Source organism: Brevibacterium sp. RIT 803, from assembly GCF_016892625.1.
Taxonomy (GTDB): domain Bacteria; phylum Actinomycetota; class Actinomycetes; order Actinomycetales; family Brevibacteriaceae; genus Brevibacterium.
In genome coordinates, this window is record NZ_JAFEMW010000005.1 from 53787 (window position 1) to 69293 (window position 15507).

Annotated in this window: 15 protein-coding genes; 11 read left to right on the forward strand and 4 right to left on the reverse strand. The window is 63.8% G+C overall.

Annotated features, from left to right (window positions below; all coding sequences use genetic code 11):
• Nucleotides 1–37: 37 nt before the first annotated feature.
• Together JTF07_RS15870 and JTF07_RS15875 are read left to right on the forward strand one after the other, a co-directional pair.
• The gene (locus JTF07_RS15870) at nt 38–925 is read left to right on the forward strand and encodes an ABC transporter ATP-binding protein (protein WP_204235205.1); all 888 of its coding nucleotides are present in this window, start codon (nt 38–40) and stop codon (nt 923–925) included.
• Nucleotides 922–2106: an ABC transporter permease gene (locus JTF07_RS15875; protein ID WP_204235206.1), complete on the forward strand. Its 1185-nt coding sequence runs from the start codon at nt 922–924 to the stop codon at nt 2104–2106. Before JTF07_RS15870 ends, JTF07_RS15875 begins: the two co-directional genes overlap by 4 nt.
• 79 nt (nt 2107–2185) lie before the next feature.
• Here JTF07_RS15875 and JTF07_RS15880 read toward each other — a convergent pair whose 3' ends face one another.
• From JTF07_RS15880 to JTF07_RS15890, 3 genes are all read right to left on the reverse strand, one after another.
• Nucleotides 2186–2920: an ABC transporter permease gene (locus JTF07_RS15880; RefSeq protein WP_204235207.1), complete on the reverse strand. Its 735-nt coding sequence runs from the start codon at nt 2918–2920 to the stop codon at nt 2186–2188.
• Entirely contained in the window at nt 2917–3753 is an 837-nt protein-coding gene (locus tag JTF07_RS15885; RefSeq protein WP_204235208.1) for an ABC transporter ATP-binding protein, read from the reverse strand. The genes JTF07_RS15880 and JTF07_RS15885 overlap by 4 nt, the downstream gene beginning before the upstream one ends.
• Nucleotides 3754–3870: 117 nt before the next feature.
• Nucleotides 3871–4506 (reverse strand): TetR/AcrR family transcriptional regulator, encoded by a 636-nt coding sequence (locus tag JTF07_RS15890; protein WP_204235209.1) that lies wholly within the window; start codon nt 4504–4506, stop codon nt 3871–3873.
• Between the two features lie 140 nt (nt 4507–4646).
• Between JTF07_RS15890 and JTF07_RS15895 the strand changes: the two genes are divergently transcribed.
• From JTF07_RS15895 to JTF07_RS15935, 9 genes are all read left to right on the forward strand, one after another.
• The gene (locus JTF07_RS15895; protein ID WP_204235210.1) at nt 4647–5228 is read left to right on the forward strand and encodes a GNAT family N-acetyltransferase; all 582 of its coding nucleotides are present in this window, start codon (nt 4647–4649) and stop codon (nt 5226–5228) included.
• Between the two features lie 188 nt (nt 5229–5416).
• Nucleotides 5417–6685, forward strand: coding sequence for a pyridoxal phosphate-dependent aminotransferase (locus tag JTF07_RS15900; RefSeq protein WP_204235211.1), 1269 nt, complete (start codon nt 5417–5419; stop codon nt 6683–6685).
• Between the two features lie 48 nt (nt 6686–6733).
• Entirely contained in the window at nt 6734–8632 is a 1899-nt protein-coding gene (locus JTF07_RS15905; RefSeq protein WP_204235212.1) for a helix-turn-helix domain-containing protein, read from the forward strand.
• A 117-nt stretch (nt 8633–8749) separates the two neighbouring features.
• Entirely contained in the window at nt 8750–10123 is a 1374-nt protein-coding gene (locus JTF07_RS15910) for a hydroxymethylglutaryl-CoA reductase, degradative (RefSeq protein ID WP_353844011.1), read from the forward strand.
• Entirely contained in the window at nt 10120–11055 is a 936-nt protein-coding gene (locus JTF07_RS15915) for a hydroxymethylglutaryl-CoA lyase (RefSeq protein ID WP_353843992.1), read from the forward strand. Before JTF07_RS15910 ends, JTF07_RS15915 begins: the two co-directional genes overlap by 4 nt.
• A 47-nt stretch (nt 11056–11102) precedes the next feature.
• Nucleotides 11103–11516, forward strand: coding sequence for a hypothetical protein (locus tag JTF07_RS15920; protein ID WP_204235214.1), 414 nt, complete (start codon nt 11103–11105; stop codon nt 11514–11516).
• A complete protein-coding gene (locus JTF07_RS15925; RefSeq protein WP_353843993.1) occupies nt 11513–12898 on the forward strand; it encodes a tripartite tricarboxylate transporter permease in 1386 nt (461 codons plus the stop codon). Before JTF07_RS15920 ends, JTF07_RS15925 begins: the two co-directional genes overlap by 4 nt.
• Nucleotides 12899–13017: 119 nt before the next feature.
• Nucleotides 13018–13926, forward strand: a complete 909-nt coding sequence (locus JTF07_RS15930) for a sulfite exporter TauE/SafE family protein (RefSeq protein ID WP_204235215.1) — start codon at nt 13018–13020, stop codon at nt 13924–13926.
• A 27-nt stretch (nt 13927–13953) separates the two neighbouring features.
• Nucleotides 13954–14412, forward strand: coding sequence for an RrF2 family transcriptional regulator (locus tag JTF07_RS15935; RefSeq protein WP_204235216.1), 459 nt, complete (start codon nt 13954–13956; stop codon nt 14410–14412).
• 24 nt (nt 14413–14436) lie between these two features.
• Here JTF07_RS15935 and JTF07_RS15940 read toward each other — a convergent pair whose 3' ends face one another.
• On the reverse strand, nt 14437–15456 hold the full coding sequence (locus tag JTF07_RS15940; RefSeq protein WP_204235217.1) for a LysR family transcriptional regulator: 1020 nt from the start codon (nt 15454–15456) through the stop codon (nt 14437–14439).
• Nucleotides 15457–15507: the final 51 nt, after the last annotated feature.

The following is a 15507-nucleotide window of genomic DNA, read 5'->3' on the forward strand; positions in this document are numbered from 1 at the left end:
GGATTCGCATCGGCGCAGCACCACATAGCGTTGAACCATGATCACCTTGGACTCGATTTCACGCAGCTTCGGCGACAAACAGGTTCTCCACGACCTGTCCTTCAGCATCGGCTCGGGCAGGATGACAGGATTCGTGGGCTCCAACGGATCCGGCAAGACGACGACCATGCGCATCATCCTCGGCGTACTCGCTGCCGACTCCGGTCGCATCACCGTCGACGGCGAAACCATCACCGCCGCACATCGCAGTGCGATCGGGTACATGCCCGAGGAACGGGGCCTCTACCCGAAGATGCCGATCATCGATCAGCTCATCTACCTCGCCCGCTTCCACGGTCTCAGCCGCCATTCGGCCCGTCGTCGCGGATTAGAACTCCTCGAGCAGCTCGACCTGGGCGGCAGACCCAGCGACAACCTCGAAGCCGTCAGCCTGGGCAACCAGCAGAAGGTCCAGATCGCTGCCGCGCTCATCCACCGCCCGCGTGCCCTCGTGCTCGACGAGCCCTTCTCCGGACTCGACCCGGTCGCCGTCGAACGCACCCTCGAGGTCCTCAAGGATTTCGCCGACACCGGTGCACCCGTCCTCTTCTCCAGCCACCAGCTCGACCTGGTCGAACGCCTCGTCGACGACCTCGTCATCATCGACGGCGGCCGGCTTGTTGCGGGCGGCACCGCCGATGAGCTGCGGCGTCAGCGCAGCACACCTGAGTGGATTCTGCAGACCGATTCGGACATGGGCTGGGTGCGCGAGATCCCCGACATCCGAGTCGTCGAATTCGACGGCAACTGGGTGCGCTTCGCCGCACCGAACGCCGATATCGCCGAGACGGTCCTGCACCAGGCCATCACCGTGTCCTCAGTGAAGTCATTCGCCCCGCACACCGTCGCCCTCAACCGACTCTTCCAGGAGGTCACGCAGGCATGAGCACCCAACAGGATTCGAACTCCGTCGACACGAGGCCTCCCGCTACGAACGCCCCCAGGAAATCCGGATTGGCGACGACAGCACAGACACAGCGTGCCAGCTTCACCACCGCCATCGGTCTCGTCATCGAACGAGAGGTCATGGTCCGCCTGAAATCCAAGGCCTTCATGGTCTCGACGCTGCTGAGCATCGTCCTCTTCGGGGCACTCGTGGCAGTCTCCGGGTCGCTGCCCACACTGTTCTCCTCCACGGACAAGGTGGCGGTCACCTCGGCGGGGGCGCAGGCTGTTGAGGGAATCGACGGAATCGAACTCGTCTCCGTCGACAGCACAGATGAGGCGAAGACCCTGGTGACGTCCGAAGAGGTCGCGGCCGCCGTCGTCGAAGACCCTGCGTCCCCTGTCGGCGTCACCGTCATCGCCGAACGCTCCGCCCCCGAGTCGCTCACCGGCGCTCTCAGCCAAGTGCCCACCGTTGAACTCCTCGACCCGCACGCACCGGATCCCGGACTCACGTACCTGATCGGGCTGGGCCTCGGGCTCGTGTTCTTCATGTCGGCGGTGACCTTCGGGACAACCATCGCCTCCTCGGTGGTGGAGGAGAAGCAGTCACGGATTGTGGAGATCCTGCTCGCCTCCACCTCGGCGAAGGTGCTGATGTTCGGCAAGGTTCTCGCGTGTTCGATCCTCGCCTTCGCACAGATAGGCCTGACTGCACTCTCCGTCCTCATCGGGGCCGCCATCAGCGGAAACGACCTGGTGCTCGGCAAGGTCACGGAACCGATCGCCTGGTTCATCCCGCTCTTCATCGTCGGCTTCGTCATGATCGCCTCCCTCTACGCCGCGGCCGCTTCAATGGTCTCCCGGACTGAGGACCTGGGCTCGACGTCCAGCCCGATCATGATGCTCATCTTCCTGCCCTATATGGCCGTCATCCTCTTCTCATCCAACGAGACGGTGATGGCGGTGATGTCCTACATCCCCTTCTCCGCAGCGGTCGCGGTCCCGATGCGCGTCTTCCTCGGCACGATCGAATGGTGGGAGCCGCTGGTCTCCCTCCTCATCCTCGCGATCACCACGATCCTGGCTCTGCTGCTGGCGACCCGGATCTTCGAGCGTTCCATCCTCCAGTCGGGTCCGAAGGTGTCGTGGAGACAGGCCCTGACCAGGTCGAAGAAATAGTTTCGGCAGGATCAGTGCTCGTCGGCACAGCAGACAGGCGGGAATGTCTCGCAGCGCCCGTCATGCGGCGTCAGCCGTATCATTGCGTGCGCCGGCGCAGCGTCAGCGAACCGATGACGATCGCGCCGAGGATCCACCATCCGATGAAGAGGATGCGCAGCCAGATGTAGCTGGAATCCTCATCGCCGCTCGCGACTGCTGTGAGCGCGTCGATCGCGTGTGAGAGCGGCAGCCAATCGCCGATGGTCTCGAGCACCTCTGGCAGCTGATCACGGGGCAGGAAGATGCCTCCGAGGAGGATCTGGGGGAAAACGAGCGCCGGCATGAACTGCACAACCTGGAATTCGGTGCGGGCGAAGGCACTTGCGAGCAGTCCCAGCGACGTACCCAGCAGGGCATCAGCGATCGCGACAATGAAGAGCATCCATATGGACCCCTCGATCTCGAGACCGCACACCAGTGTGGCATAGGCGACGGCGACCGCAGTCTGGACCACAGCGAGGATCCCGAAGGCGAGTGTGTAGCCGAGGATGAAGTCACCGCGGCCCAAGGGCATCGACAGCAGTCGCTCGAGCGTGCCGCTGCGGCGTTCGCGCAGAGTGGAGATGCTCGTGACGAGGAACATCACGATGAAGGGAAAGAGCGCGAGCATCGCCGGGCCGATTGTCGCGAAGACCTTGGTCTCATCGAAGATCCAGGCCACGAGCCCGATGAGGAGGCTGGGTACGATGAGGAGCAGGGCAATGGTGCGCGGATCATTGCGGATCTGAAGCAGCACGCGTCCGGCCGTGGCCAGGGTTCGCACCGGAGTCATTGTGGGCCCCTCTTCCGCTCGGCCCGGCTTTTTCCGACGGTGAGCAGATGTGTGGGAGACAGACGTCTTGATCGCCGGGCACCACGGTCACGGCGACCAATGAGCGAGGCGCCCGAACCCGAATCGTGGGTCTCGATGATCCGCAGAAACGCGTCTTCGGCCGTGTCCGCACCAGTGGTCGACAGAAGCTGTTCGGGGGTCGTATCCGCGATGAGATCGCCCTCACGCATGAGCAGGAGCCGATCGCAGCGAGTCGCCTCGTCCATCACGTGACTCGACACGAGGAGGGTCGTCCCATCCTCGGCGAGTCTGCGGAAGATGGCCCACAGATCCCCGCGCAGGACCGGGTCGAGGCCGACGGTCGGTTCATCGAGTACGAGCAGGTCCGGCGAGCCGAGCATCGCCGCCGCCAGCGAGACTCGGCTGGCCTGCCCACCGGACAGGGTCCTGGCCAAACGATCGGCCTGCCCGGACAGATCCGCGCGATCGATGACTCTTTCGACATCCGAACGGGGAGCGCCCTGAACGCGAGCGAAGTAGCGGAGGTTCTGCCGCACGGACAGATCCTCATAGATGCTGGCCTGCTGGGTCATGTAACCGACTCTGTGCCGAAGCGATGCGCTCCCTGCGCTCTGACCGAAGACATTCACCGATCCGCCGGCCAGGACCTGTACCCCGACGACGGCCCGCATGAGAGTCGTCTTGCCGCTTCCGCTGGGTCCGAGCAGACCGACGATCGCGCCACCGGGCACTGTGAGGTTGAGGCAGTCGATGACCATCGTTGGGCCCCGAGAAATTCGCAGACCGCGGGTTTCGATCGCATTATTCATCATATGATGAATTAGACGCTTCCACGCCGCCCACGTCAAGGGCTCAACCCGAGCACTGATGGTCCCGGGTGAGACCGAGAAGGGGTGCTCGCTACGAGCCCTTGTCAGCCATCTACGTTGTCAGCACTCTGCCCGGAGCCCGTCGATATGACCCTGCACCGCGGGAACGACATGAGCGATGACCTCCTCGATCGGGCTGGAGGCCAGGGGTTCGGCCATGACGACATGCCTGAGGATGAGCACCCCGGCTATCTGAGAAAGCACCATCGAGGCCCGCTGCTGCGCCGACGCGGCCTCAATCCCCACATCCTCGAGGCGCTGGGCAATCGCGGACATGAGTTCGCGCAGCAGGAACTGACGGACGAGTTTTCCGGCCGCCGATCCGTTGACGACCGAGCGCAGAATCGTCACACCCACGGGTTTGACCTTCGGGTCCTCCCACGCGAGCAGCACCGTGCGGGCGATCGAAGCACCGAGTTCGGCAAGGGGCGCATCGAGGGCAGCAGCGATGATCTTGTCGGGCCGGACCGGGAGCTTGACGACGTCGGCGAACAGGGCCGCTTTCGTGTCGAAATAGTGGTGGACGAGCGCCGGATCGACTTCGGCGCGGCGGGCGATGCCGCGCATACTCGCCGTCTCATATCCCTTTTCGGAGAATTCGGCGGCGGCCGCCTCGGCGATCATCGTCCGGGTGTCCCCGCTCTGTCCCTTCCGTGGACGCCCCCTGCGACGGGGCGCGGATTCTGGCTCGACCATGCTCCTCAGCTTAGCGGGGAGGACTCACAGCCAGTCGGGCATAATGATGCCATTTGTCACCGATGCGCAACCCTTGCCAAGGGCTCTCTGACGCCCAACGAATCTTGCGCACACCCGAGACACGTGATTTCGTTATTGACATGAATCCGCAGGAGCTGTCTCTGCCGCTGACCACCGACCGACTGCGCCTCCGTGCGTATCGGGACTCCGACGCCGAGGCTCTGCTGCCCATCTACTCCCGCGAAGATGTCGCGCGGTTCCTTCTCTGCGAGCCGTGGACCGCCGAGGTGGCGCGGGCCGAGGTATCCAAGCGCATTCCGAGAACCGGCCTGGACACCGAGGCTCGCGCACTCGCATTGGTCATCGAAACCGCGGACGGGCTGGAGAGCATCGAAGGCTCGGTCGTCATCGGCGACATCGCGATCTGGTTCGACGCAGAGTCATCGGAGAAGGCCGAGATCGGCTGGGTTCTCAACCCGGCGGCAGGCGGGCACGGATTCGCCACCGAGGCGGCCATCGCCATGCTCAACGCCGCCTTTGCCCACGACGGCCTCCATCGAATCATCGCTCAGATGGATGCCAGAAACAGTGCCTCGGCGAGGATGGCCTCGCGCATCGGCATGCGGCAGGAGGCTCACCTGCGGCAGGACTGGTGGTCAAAGGGCGAATGGAGCGACACGCTCATCTTCGGCATGCTGCGCAGCGACCGGCAGCGGGCATGAGGGTTCGCCCCCTCGATACTGGCCCACGTCATGTGACCCGTGTGACGAAAGGTCTGGGAAACAATCCGAAAACCCGGTCAAAGGTTCACGAAACGGGCCTCTGTGTGGTCGGAACCACCTCGGCGGTGGCCATAGCGTGGTAATAGCGGTATCAGCAATCGTCGCATCGAAAGGTCCTCAGGGTTCCCATGTACAGGCAGTCGTCGAAATTGGCCAACGTCCTCTATGACATTCGGGGACCCGTCCTCGAAGAGGCCGAGGCGATGGAGGCCAAGGGCCACACCATCCTCAAGCTCAACATCGGCAACCCCGCCCCCTTCGGATTCGAAGCCCCCGAGGCGATCGTCCATGACATGGTCAAGCAGCTTCCCGTTGCGCAGGGCTATTCCGATTCGCGCGGAATCCTCTCCGGGCGCCGGGCCGTGGTCCAGTACTACGAGACCCGAGGCATCCACAATCTGGACACCTCCGAGGTGTTCCTGGGCAACGGAGTCAGCGAACTCATCACCCTGTCCCTGCAGGCGCTGTGCAATCCCGGCGATGAGATCCTCGTTCCCAGCCCGGACTACCCCCTGTGGACGGCATCGGTTGCGCTCTCCGGCGGCACGCCCAAGCACTACCTGTGCGACGAAGCCACCGCCTGGCAGCCCGACCTCGACGACCTCGAATCGAAGATCACCGAGAACACCCGCGGCATCGTCGTCATCAACCCGAACAACCCCACCGGCGCCGTCTATTCGCGTGAGACCCTGAACAAGATCGTCGACATCGCACGTCGTCACGGCCTCATCATCTTCGCCGACGAGATCTACGAGAAGATCACCTACGACGATGTCGACATGGTCAATATGGCCACGCTCACCGGCGACGATGTGCTGTGCCTGACCTACTCTGGCCTGTCGAAGGCCTACCGGATCGCCGGATACCGCGCTGGCTGGCTGGCCATCACCGGACCGCTGTCCGAGGCGAAGAGCTACCTCGAGGGGATCAAGCTCCTGGCCAATATGCGCATGTGTGCGAACGTTCCCGCTCAGCACGCGATCCAGGCTGCCCTGGGCGGCAAGCAGTCAATCGATGACCTCGTCCTGCCGCAGGGTCGCCTGGGTGCACAGATGGACGTCGCCCACACGGGCCTGAACTCCATCGACGGCGTCTCTGCACATCGGGCCAGCGGTGCGCTCTACATGTTCGCCAAACTCGATGTCGAGAAGTTCGGGATCACCGACGATGAACAGTTCGCCCTCGATCTGCTGCGCGAGCAGAAGATCCTCGTCTCCCACGGTTCGGCTTTCAATTGGTCACGACCGGACCATTTCCGGCTCGTCACCCTGCCCTCCGTCGAGGTGCTGGACGAATCGATCAACCGCCTCGGCGAGTTCCTCTCCGGGTATCAGCAGAAGGCGAGCAGCACCTGCGAACTGCCGACCGTCAAGGAGATGTCCCCCGCAGCGGGGTGAAACCGCCGGGGCACGTGGTCTGGTGATCCGGGCTGAGATAATGGCCCCATGACGGAGCGCGCAGCAGGGCCAGAGACAGCAGCGGTGGATTCCGTCGCACGGGCGATCAGCCTGATCGCGCGGGGCAACCCCGTCGATCGCAGCTCGTTGGAATCAGAACTCGGGCGGCAGTCGGCCCTCATCGACTCGCTGCTCGATCTGTCCACGACCATGGTTCGCTGGCGCCAGAAGGACCATGAACGCGCCGCCCTGCTCGAAAGCGCCTCTGAGCTCATCCAGGTCAGAGACACGAAGCGCCTTCTGCAGAAGCTCGTCGACAGAGCCAAGTCGCTGATCGGCTGCGACATCGCCTACCTCTCCGAATACAACCCCGAAACCGACGAGCTCAACGTCAGAGCCAGTCGCGGGGCGATCTCACTCCAACTCCCAGCTCTCCGGGTGCCGCCGGGAGTCGGACTTGCAGGCCGGGTTGTCCGCGACCGAGCGGCCCACTGGACCTCGGACTACGACCTGACCCAGCTGCCTCATGAGCGGCGTGTGGACTCAGCGGTCAAGGCCGAAGGCATGGAGTCGCTCCTCGGGGTGCCGATGGTCGTCGACGGTGAAGTACTCGGCGCCCTGTTCGCGGCGAATCGCTACCCTCATGACTTCGGAGCAGATGAGATCACTCTGCTCTCCGCCTTGGCAGACCATGCCTCGGTGATTCTCAAGACCGCTCGACTCATGGGCGAACTCGCCGAGGCTGCGGCGCTGTCAGCTGCCGCAGAAGAGCTGGCTGCGGCCAAGGCGAACACCTTGCAGCGACTCGTCGAGATCGAAGAGCAGCTGACCCAGCTGGTGCTGCAGGGCCACGGCGCACCAGCCGTCACCAACGTCATCTCCAAAACTCTCCGCGCCGAGGTGCTCATCGTCGACAGCTGGAGGCTGGACTCCCCCGACTTCCCAGCGGACGAGGGCTTCCTCGCCGAGGGCGACATGAGTCGAGAAGACATTCTTGCGGCCGTAGACATCAGTCGCCGCACCGGACGGAGCATTCAGATTGCTCACGCCAAGCGACTCATCGCCGCTTCGGTGGCGTCGAACAGACGTCAGCACAGCGGACTGTTCGTGCGCTTCCACAACGACCCGAAAGACGGCGACCACAGCATCGTCGCTCAGGCCGCACAGTCCTTGGCCCTCATCCAGATGAACGAGCAGTCACGCGCCGACGCCGAGAACCGTGTGCGCGGCGAACTGGCCGTCGATCTGATCGCCGACACCAGAAGTCTCGACGAGCTGCGAGCGCGAGCACGCTCCAGCAACTTCACCCTCCTCGGCCCTTGGCAGCTGATAGTGGTCCAAGCCGGCCCCAACGAATTCGACCGCATCGGCTCGTACCTGGCTCGGATCGAGCCGCGGATTCTCATGACCCAGCGCTCCCCTGGGCTGACAGTGCTGCTGCCCCGTTCGGCTCATCGCACCCGGATACAGCTGGAAGAGCTGCTCACCGCCTCAGAAGTCCTGCGCAACTGCCTGATCGTCGTCTCCGACACCGGTTTCCAACGTTCGGAGCTGCGCACCGCAGAGGACGAGCTGTGGTCGTGCGTGCGCGTCCTCAATTCGCTTTCGATCACCAGCGGCGTCGCACCTGCCGAGGACTTCGCCCCCTACACAGCCATGTTCGGCTCAGCTCCCGAACACGTCGGACGGTTCATGGAGCGCATGCTCGGCCCCCTCCGACGGTGGGATCGGAGACAATCCGCCGATCTGGTCACCACACTGCGCACCTACTTCGAACACAGCAGCAGCATCAGCCGCACCGCCGCCGCTCTCTCGGTTCACGTCAACACCGTCAAGCTGCGCCTGGAGCGCATCGACGCGGTGCTCGACAACGATTGGCGTGCACCCGAATATGCGTTCCGCCTCCACGTCGCACTCCGTCTGGATCAGCTCCAGCAGAAGATCTGAATGCAGCCAGGCACGAGCCACCCACCCTGGCCGATCCAGCCAGTGGGAGGAGATATCAATGGCCATTACGGCCATAGGTGATCGAGCCCCGAAGTGTTTGACTGAACTCTGCGCGGAATTACTCCGCGCGAACGGTCTGACCGGCTCTGCTCGGCCGCTTTCGGCAGCCGCAGGCGGCAGACACAGACTCGAAGAAGACTCGACAGGAGACACACAATGGCAGAGAACAGTCGCATCGCCGACTTCCGCAATATGTCGGTCAACGATCGTCGCACGGCAGTAGCCGAGGCAACCGGGCTCGACACCGAGGTGTTCGCCCAGATCGATGCGACTGCATTCGGCCCCGAACAGGCCGCGAACCTGAGTGAGAACGTCTTCGGCGTCTTCTCCCTGCCCTTGGGCGCCGCCACCAACTTCACGATCAACGGCACCGATGTCCTCGTACCCATGGCCACCGAAGAGGCTTCGGTCATCGCCGCTGCCAGCAACGCCGCCCGGATGGCGCGCCCACAGGGTGGGTTCTTCACCAGCTCGACCCAGCCGATCATGCAGGCGCAGATCCAGCTCATCAATGTGGCAGACCCCCATGCCGCTCGGTCTCGCATCTTCGAACGCCAGGACGAGATCATCGACCTGGCCAATGCACAGGATCCGAAGCTCGTCGAGGTCGGCGGAGGCGTCAAGGGCCTCGATGTCCGCCTCGTCGAAGCGAAGTCGGCAACCTACGTCGTCGTCCACCTTCATGTCGACGTCCGCGACGCCATGGGCGCGAACGCGGTGAATACCATGGCAGAGGCCGTCTCAAGCAGTCTCGCGGCGATCGCCGAAGGTGACGCACTCCTGCGAATCCTGACGAACAAGGCCGATCTGCGTCTGAGCCGAGCACACGCCGTCTTCGACAAGGAGCTGCTGGGAGGCGCCGAGGTCGTCGACAACATCCTCCACGCCTATGAGTTGGCCGCAGCCGACCCCTACCGTGCCGCCACCCACAACAAAGGCATCATGAACGGCATCTCCGCCGTCGTCCTGGCCACCGGCAATGACACTCGCGCTGTGGAAGCCGGCGCCCATTCACATGCCCTCAGCGACGGTCGTTACACCTCACTGTCCACGTTCGAAAAGAATGCCGAGGGCAACCTCGTCGGCAACCTCGAGATGCCGATGCCCGTCGGTCTCGTGGGCGGTGCCACGAAGGTCCACCCTGCGGCCAGAACCGCGCTCCAGATCGCCGAGGTGAGCACGGCGAAAGATCTGGCCGAAATCATCGTCGCCGCAGGGCTGGCGCAGAATCTGGCGGCCCTGCGAGTCCTTGCCACCGAAGGTGTGCAGCGCGGCCACATGTCGCTGCATGCGAAGAACCTCGCCGTGTCTGCCGGCGCCACTGCCGAAGAATCCAAGACCATCGTCACGAGGCTCATCGAAGAGAAGGCCTTCCGCTTCGACCGAGTTCAGGCCATCCTCGCCGAGCTTCGCTCAGGTGGATCGAAATGATGGACTCACTCCCTCAGGTGTTCACCCATGACACGCTGCCGACTCAGGTCAGGGTCTACGAGGTCAGCGCACGGGACGGCCTCCAAGCCGAATCGCTCACCCTGCCCGCCCAGACGCGTGCGCAGCTCATCTCCCGACTGGCAGGTGCCGGTCTGAGAACCATCGAAGCAGGCAGCTTCGTGTCTCCACGGGCCGTTCCGCAGATGGCCGACACCCGCTCAGTTCTCGACGGGCTCGACCTCGACTCGGACATCTCCTATCCGGTCCTGGTTCCCAACCGACGCGGACTCGACGAGGCCAGGGCGGCTGGGGCCAAGGACATCGCCGTCTTCGTCAGTGTCACGGAATCGTTCTCTCGGGCCAACCTCGGCGACAGCCTCGAAGTGACCACAGCACGCAATCTTGATGTGGCAGCGGCGGCCACCTCGGCGGGGATGCGGGTCCGCGGGTATCTGTCCATGGTCTTCGGCGACCCCTGGGAGGGTCCAGTGGATCCGCAGCGCGTGGTCACTGCGGCTGCGCAGCTGCTGGAGGCAGGGTGCGCGTCGATCTCGCTCGGAGATACGATCGGCACTGCAACACCTGGACACGTGACTGCAGTCCTGCAGTCCCTGATCGAAAGCGGTGTCCCCGTCGACGCGATCGCGCTGCACACTCACAACACCTACGGTCAGGCGCTGGCGAACGTCTTCGCCGCCCTCCAACTCGGAGTGAGTGAGTTCGACGCTTCTGCCGGAGGAGTCGGAGGCTGCCCGTTCGCGGGTTCGGCAACCGGAAATCTGGCAACCGAGGATCTCCTGTGGATGCTCAACGGCTTGGGAATCTCGACAGGAGTCGACATCCGCACAGTCGCAGAGACGAGCCAGTGGCTGAGCCGGCAGCTCGACAAACCACTGGCTTCTGCCACATCCGCTGCCATCGTCAATCAGTAGCACCACCGTTCATCAACAGACCGTTCATCAACAGAAGGTAGGCGAAGATGCCACAGCTGCTCGAAGTCTGGAATGATACCGTCGACTCGAAACACCTTGTCGGCAGCATTGCCATCGGAATCGGGGTGGCGGTACCGGCGTTCCTCATTTCCGACCACTTCTTCACGACCACCGGCGATCCGGAACTGGGGCATTCCTATGCCCTCCTGATCGGGATCGTGGGCTGCATCGTCGGTGCCGTGATCTCCGGAATACTGTTCAAGCCCAAGCGAGTGATCACTGAATCAGAGGCTGACACGCGCAACAGGCAGGAGGTCATCGACGAAGTCGTCGAAGAGTACGGAGACCTAGGCGACCCACGCGATCTCAAACCGGCAGTGCAGGAAGAGATCCGAGCACTCGGGCTCTTCGACGCTCTGGTCGAGAATCATGAGAACCGAGCGAAGGGTGCACAGCTGTGAGCGCGGACCTCATCGAACCGATCCTGTGGGCAATCGGCATGGCTCTGCTGGCTGCAGTGCTCTTCACCGGAATCGGTCTCATCTCAGGCACCGACGAGACAGCGATCGTCGCACCCCTGGCACTGCTTGTCATCCTCATCGGTGTGCCGCCGGCCGGTGTCATCGCCTTCTTCCTCGCAGCGATCATCGCCAAGCACATCTCTCACGCCGTGCCCACAACACTGCTGGGGATACCCGGCGACACCACTGCAGTGCCGATGCTGCGCGAGGCACAGCTGCTGCGTTCTCTCGGAGTGCCCCATATCGCGCTGCAGAAGGCCATCTCGGGTGGCGTCATCTCGGTGATCATCGCGATTCCGCTGTCAATTCTCTTCGCTCTTGTCCTTACTCCGTTCGCTGAGGCCATCGGTGCCGCAGCACCGTGGATCTTCATCGCGGCGGCGATTCTCGTCGCGTACACCTCGAAGGGAAAGCTCGCGGCAGTTCTCGCTCTGATCCCCTTCGTCCTCATCATCGTCGGGCTGCAGGCATTCATCCTCGAACAGAAGGATGCGACGTTCACGACATCCTTCTTCCTGGGCATCGCGACCGGCCCGCTCATCTACGATCTGTTCTCTGCCCTATCCCCCGCAGGCCGTCGCTCGATGACGCAGACAGGCAAGCGGGAATTCGATCTTGCTCCCGATGTGCGGCCCGCCGGTGGCACGAGGCTGCCGAACCCATTCACGGTCCTGGACCGGCAGCAGCTGGCCTACACCAGCGGTTCGGCCGTCATCACCAGCGCAACCTTCGTCTTCTCACCCGTCGCCATGGCGGTGCTCATGGGTGAGATCGCGGGCAGCCGGATCAAGAACGGCTTCCATCGGCTGACAACGGTCGTGTCCGTGAGGAACGGAACCACCGAGTCGACCTATATCGCCGAGACCCTGATCCCGCTGATCGCCATCGGGCTTCCGCTCTCACCCATGGCAGCGGGCCCGGCCGCACCCCTCTTCAACGCGCCTCCCGTCTACACTCTTGATGCCAAGACAGGTGAGACGAACAACCTGCACGATCTGCTGTCGACCGGTGAGTTCGCGCTCTTCTCGGTCATCGCCGCGGTCATCGCCGTTGCGGTCGCCTATCCGTTCGTGATGAGAAACGCCCATCGGGCTGCTACTTGGGTGATGAAATCTGTCTCCCACGAGGCGATCATCGCAGGCTTCGCCGCACTCATCTGTGTCATCTGCCTCTACGAGGGCGGGCTGCTCGCACTCGGTGTGACCATCACCGTGGGCCTGGTCGGCGGCCTGTTCAATCGCATGATCGGCATGCACGCCGGCGTCCAGTTCATGGGCTACTACGTCGCCGTCCTCACCGTTCCGGCGGTCTTGGCACTGTGACGCACAAGGTCCGGAAACGTCACAGAAATTCATAGTCTAGTAATCGGATGGACTTAGTGGGTATTGTTGGCATCGATCGAATTGCTCAACAATTTTCGGCATGCTGAAAGGTCCCCACCATGCGCCAACTCATCGTCCTCGGACTCGTCGGGCTCCTTGCCCAACTCATCGACGGTTCCCTCGGCATGGCCTATGGGGTGACGTCGACGACCCTGCTGCTCGCGGCCGGGATCGCCCCGGCCACCGCCTCGGCGGCGGTCCACTTCTCCGAGATCGGCACCTCGCTGGTCTCCGGAATCTCGCACCACAAGTTCGGCAATGTCGACTGGAAGACGGTCTCGATCCTCGCGGTACCCGGCTTCATCGGAGCCTTCGCCGGCGCCACGTTCCTCGCCGGCCTCAGCGGTGACGCGGCCACTCCGTGGATCTCAGGCATTCTGCTGCTCCTCGGCGTCTATGTGATCTGGCGATTCCTCGCCCTCGGCGGCCGCCGCCCCACCTTCAAGGGACGCCCGGGCCCGAAGCTCCTCGTTCCCGTCGGTCTCATCGGCGGCGCACTCGACTCCATCGGCGGAGGCGGCTGGGGGCCAGTCGGAACCACGACGCTCCTGTCGTCTGGTCGGATCGAGCCGCGCAAGGTCGTCGGCTCGATCGATACCAGCGAATTCGTCGTCGCGGTCGGCGGCTCGCTCGGGTTCCTGTTCGCCCTCGGCTCCTCGGGCATCGAGTGGTCCATCGCCGCCGCCCTTCTGATCGGCGGAATCATCGCCGCCCCTTTCGCTGCCTGGCTGGTCAAGATCCTGCCTGCTCGGATCCTCGCCATCGCAGCCGGTGGCATCATCATCCTCACCAACGCACGCACCATCGCCCTGGCACTCGGTGCCTCGACGACCACCGTCTCAACTATCCTCTTGGTGCTCGCCGCTGCCTGGATCGCCCTCATCGTTCAGGCTGCACGGAACGAACGCAGGGCTCGGCGCGCAGAAGCTGCCCAGGAGGCCGAGGTCGAGGTCGGCGCGGGCAGCTGAGGCTCAACCCGCTGTTACTATGACGGCATGCGGGTCACCACGAAATCCGACTATGCGCTTCGCGCCCTGATCGAGATCGCCAACGTCAGCGACGGTGGCCCCATCAGCGCCGATGAACTGGGAAAGCGACAGGGCATCCCCAAGGGATTCCTCCAGGCGATCCTCGCTGACCTCCGCAGGGTCGAGATCGTGGCCTCCATCCGCGGCAAGTCCGGGGGCTGGAAACTGACGAAGCCAGCGAGCGCCACCACAATCGCCGACGTGATCCGAGCCGTCGACGGCCCCCTGGTCTCGATCTACGGGCAGCGCCCGGAGGTCGTCGAGTACGACGATGCCGCCGAGTCACTCCAGCAGGTGTGGATTGCGGCCAGGTTCGCCCTGCGCGATGTCCTCGAACAGGTGACCATCGAGGCGCTGGCCTCGAAGTCCCTGCCCGCCGAGGTGACCGAGAGGGTCGCGATCGAAGACGCCTGGCAGCCGCACTGACCAATCACAATCGCGCTACGATCGTCACCGCCACTGCGCGGTGACGACCCCGAGGTCGGCGACCACCTCGGCGATGGCGGCATTGTGGGCGGCGACGATCGGGTCATGCCGCGAGACCTTCTTACTCGACTCCGCCGTCCGGGCACGGGACACGAGGAGCACGTCGCGGCGGCAGGCGTCCATCGGCATCGGGATGATCTCGACCGTCGGGTCCTCCGGCACCGAGGAATCAGGGATCACCGCGACCGCCAACCCAGCGGCGATCATGCGGATGATCGCCGCATAGTCATCCATCCTCATCCCCACCCGGGGCTCGAATCCGGCGGCGACACAGAACGATCTGACCACCTCGTCGATGGCGTCACCGGGATCGATGCTGAATGCCCACGTCTGGGACACGAGTGAGGTGAGGTCGGGCATGCCGTGGGCGTCAAGTGCGGTCGGGCCCACGGACTTCGGCACGCAGAGGAAGAGCTGCTCCGAATACAGGTGCCGCGCGGTCAGGGTCGAGGGAATCCAGGTTCTGTCGATGTCGGTCGAGACGAGCAGCGCCAGATCGAGATCCCCGGCCTCCAATCTGGCGACGAGCTTCGCATGCTCATCCATGGTCACGTCGAGAGCAGCCGTGGTCGTGTCTGCCGGGTCCGGATTCGCGGCGGCCATCTCGTCATGGGCCCGCCAGCGCGGTCGCCTCTGCAACTGGTTGTGCAGCTTCGGGATCACCCGGGCGCCGACTGTGGGTACGGCCCCGATGCGAACAGGGACTGCCTGATCTTCGCGCCACAGTGCCACCTCGTCACCGAGGCGATCGCACAGCCCCAGGATCTCGATGGCACGGGAGACGACGAGGCTGCCGACCACTGTCGGACGCGATCCCCGAGGGCTCTTCTCGATCAAGGTCGACCCCAGAGCCTTCTCCAGATTGCGCAGGTGATGATTGACCGTCGGCTGGCTCCACCCCAGTGTGGTCGCCGCGGCGGCAACCGAACCGGACTCGGCGATCACGCGCAGGGCCATGAGTCCACGGGTATCGAGGGTTTCCATTATCCTCCGACTTCGAGATCAATAGTGCGTATTCATCAGTTTAGGAAACTT

Bases quoted from the DNA above. Each gene is read 5' to 3' on its own strand.
- JTF07_RS15935 (WP_204235216.1), top strand. From the start codon at position 13,954: ATGCGGGTCACCACGAAATCCGACTATGCGCTTCGCGCCCTGATCGAG.
- JTF07_RS15890 (WP_204235209.1), bottom strand. From the start codon at position 4,506: ATGGTCGAGCCAGAATCCGCGCCCCGTCGCAGGGGGCGTCCACGGAAG.
- JTF07_RS15900 (WP_204235211.1), top strand. From the start codon at position 5,417: ATGTACAGGCAGTCGTCGAAATTGGCCAACGTCCTCTATGACATTCGG.
- JTF07_RS15915 (WP_353843992.1), top strand. From the start codon at position 10,120: ATGATGGACTCACTCCCTCAGGTGTTCACCCATGACACGCTGCCGACT.
- JTF07_RS15880 (WP_204235207.1), bottom strand. From the start codon at position 2,920: ATGACTCCGGTGCGAACCCTGGCCACGGCCGGACGCGTGCTGCTTCAG.
- JTF07_RS15885 (WP_204235208.1), bottom strand. From the start codon at position 3,753: ATGATGAATAATGCGATCGAAACCCGCGGTCTGCGAATTTCTCGGGGC.
- JTF07_RS15905 (WP_204235212.1), top strand. From the start codon at position 6,734: ATGACGGAGCGCGCAGCAGGGCCAGAGACAGCAGCGGTGGATTCCGTC.
- JTF07_RS15930 (WP_204235215.1), top strand. From the start codon at position 13,018: ATGCGCCAACTCATCGTCCTCGGACTCGTCGGGCTCCTTGCCCAACTC.
- JTF07_RS15895 (WP_204235210.1), top strand. From the start codon at position 4,647: ATGAATCCGCAGGAGCTGTCTCTGCCGCTGACCACCGACCGACTGCGC.
- JTF07_RS15940 (WP_204235217.1), bottom strand. From the start codon at position 15,456: ATGGAAACCCTCGATACCCGTGGACTCATGGCCCTGCGCGTGATCGCC.
- JTF07_RS15870 (WP_204235205.1), top strand. From the start codon at position 38: ATGATCACCTTGGACTCGATTTCACGCAGCTTCGGCGACAAACAGGTT.
- JTF07_RS15875 (WP_204235206.1), top strand. From the start codon at position 922: ATGAGCACCCAACAGGATTCGAACTCCGTCGACACGAGGCCTCCCGCT.
- JTF07_RS15920 (WP_204235214.1), top strand. From the start codon at position 11,103: ATGCCACAGCTGCTCGAAGTCTGGAATGATACCGTCGACTCGAAACAC.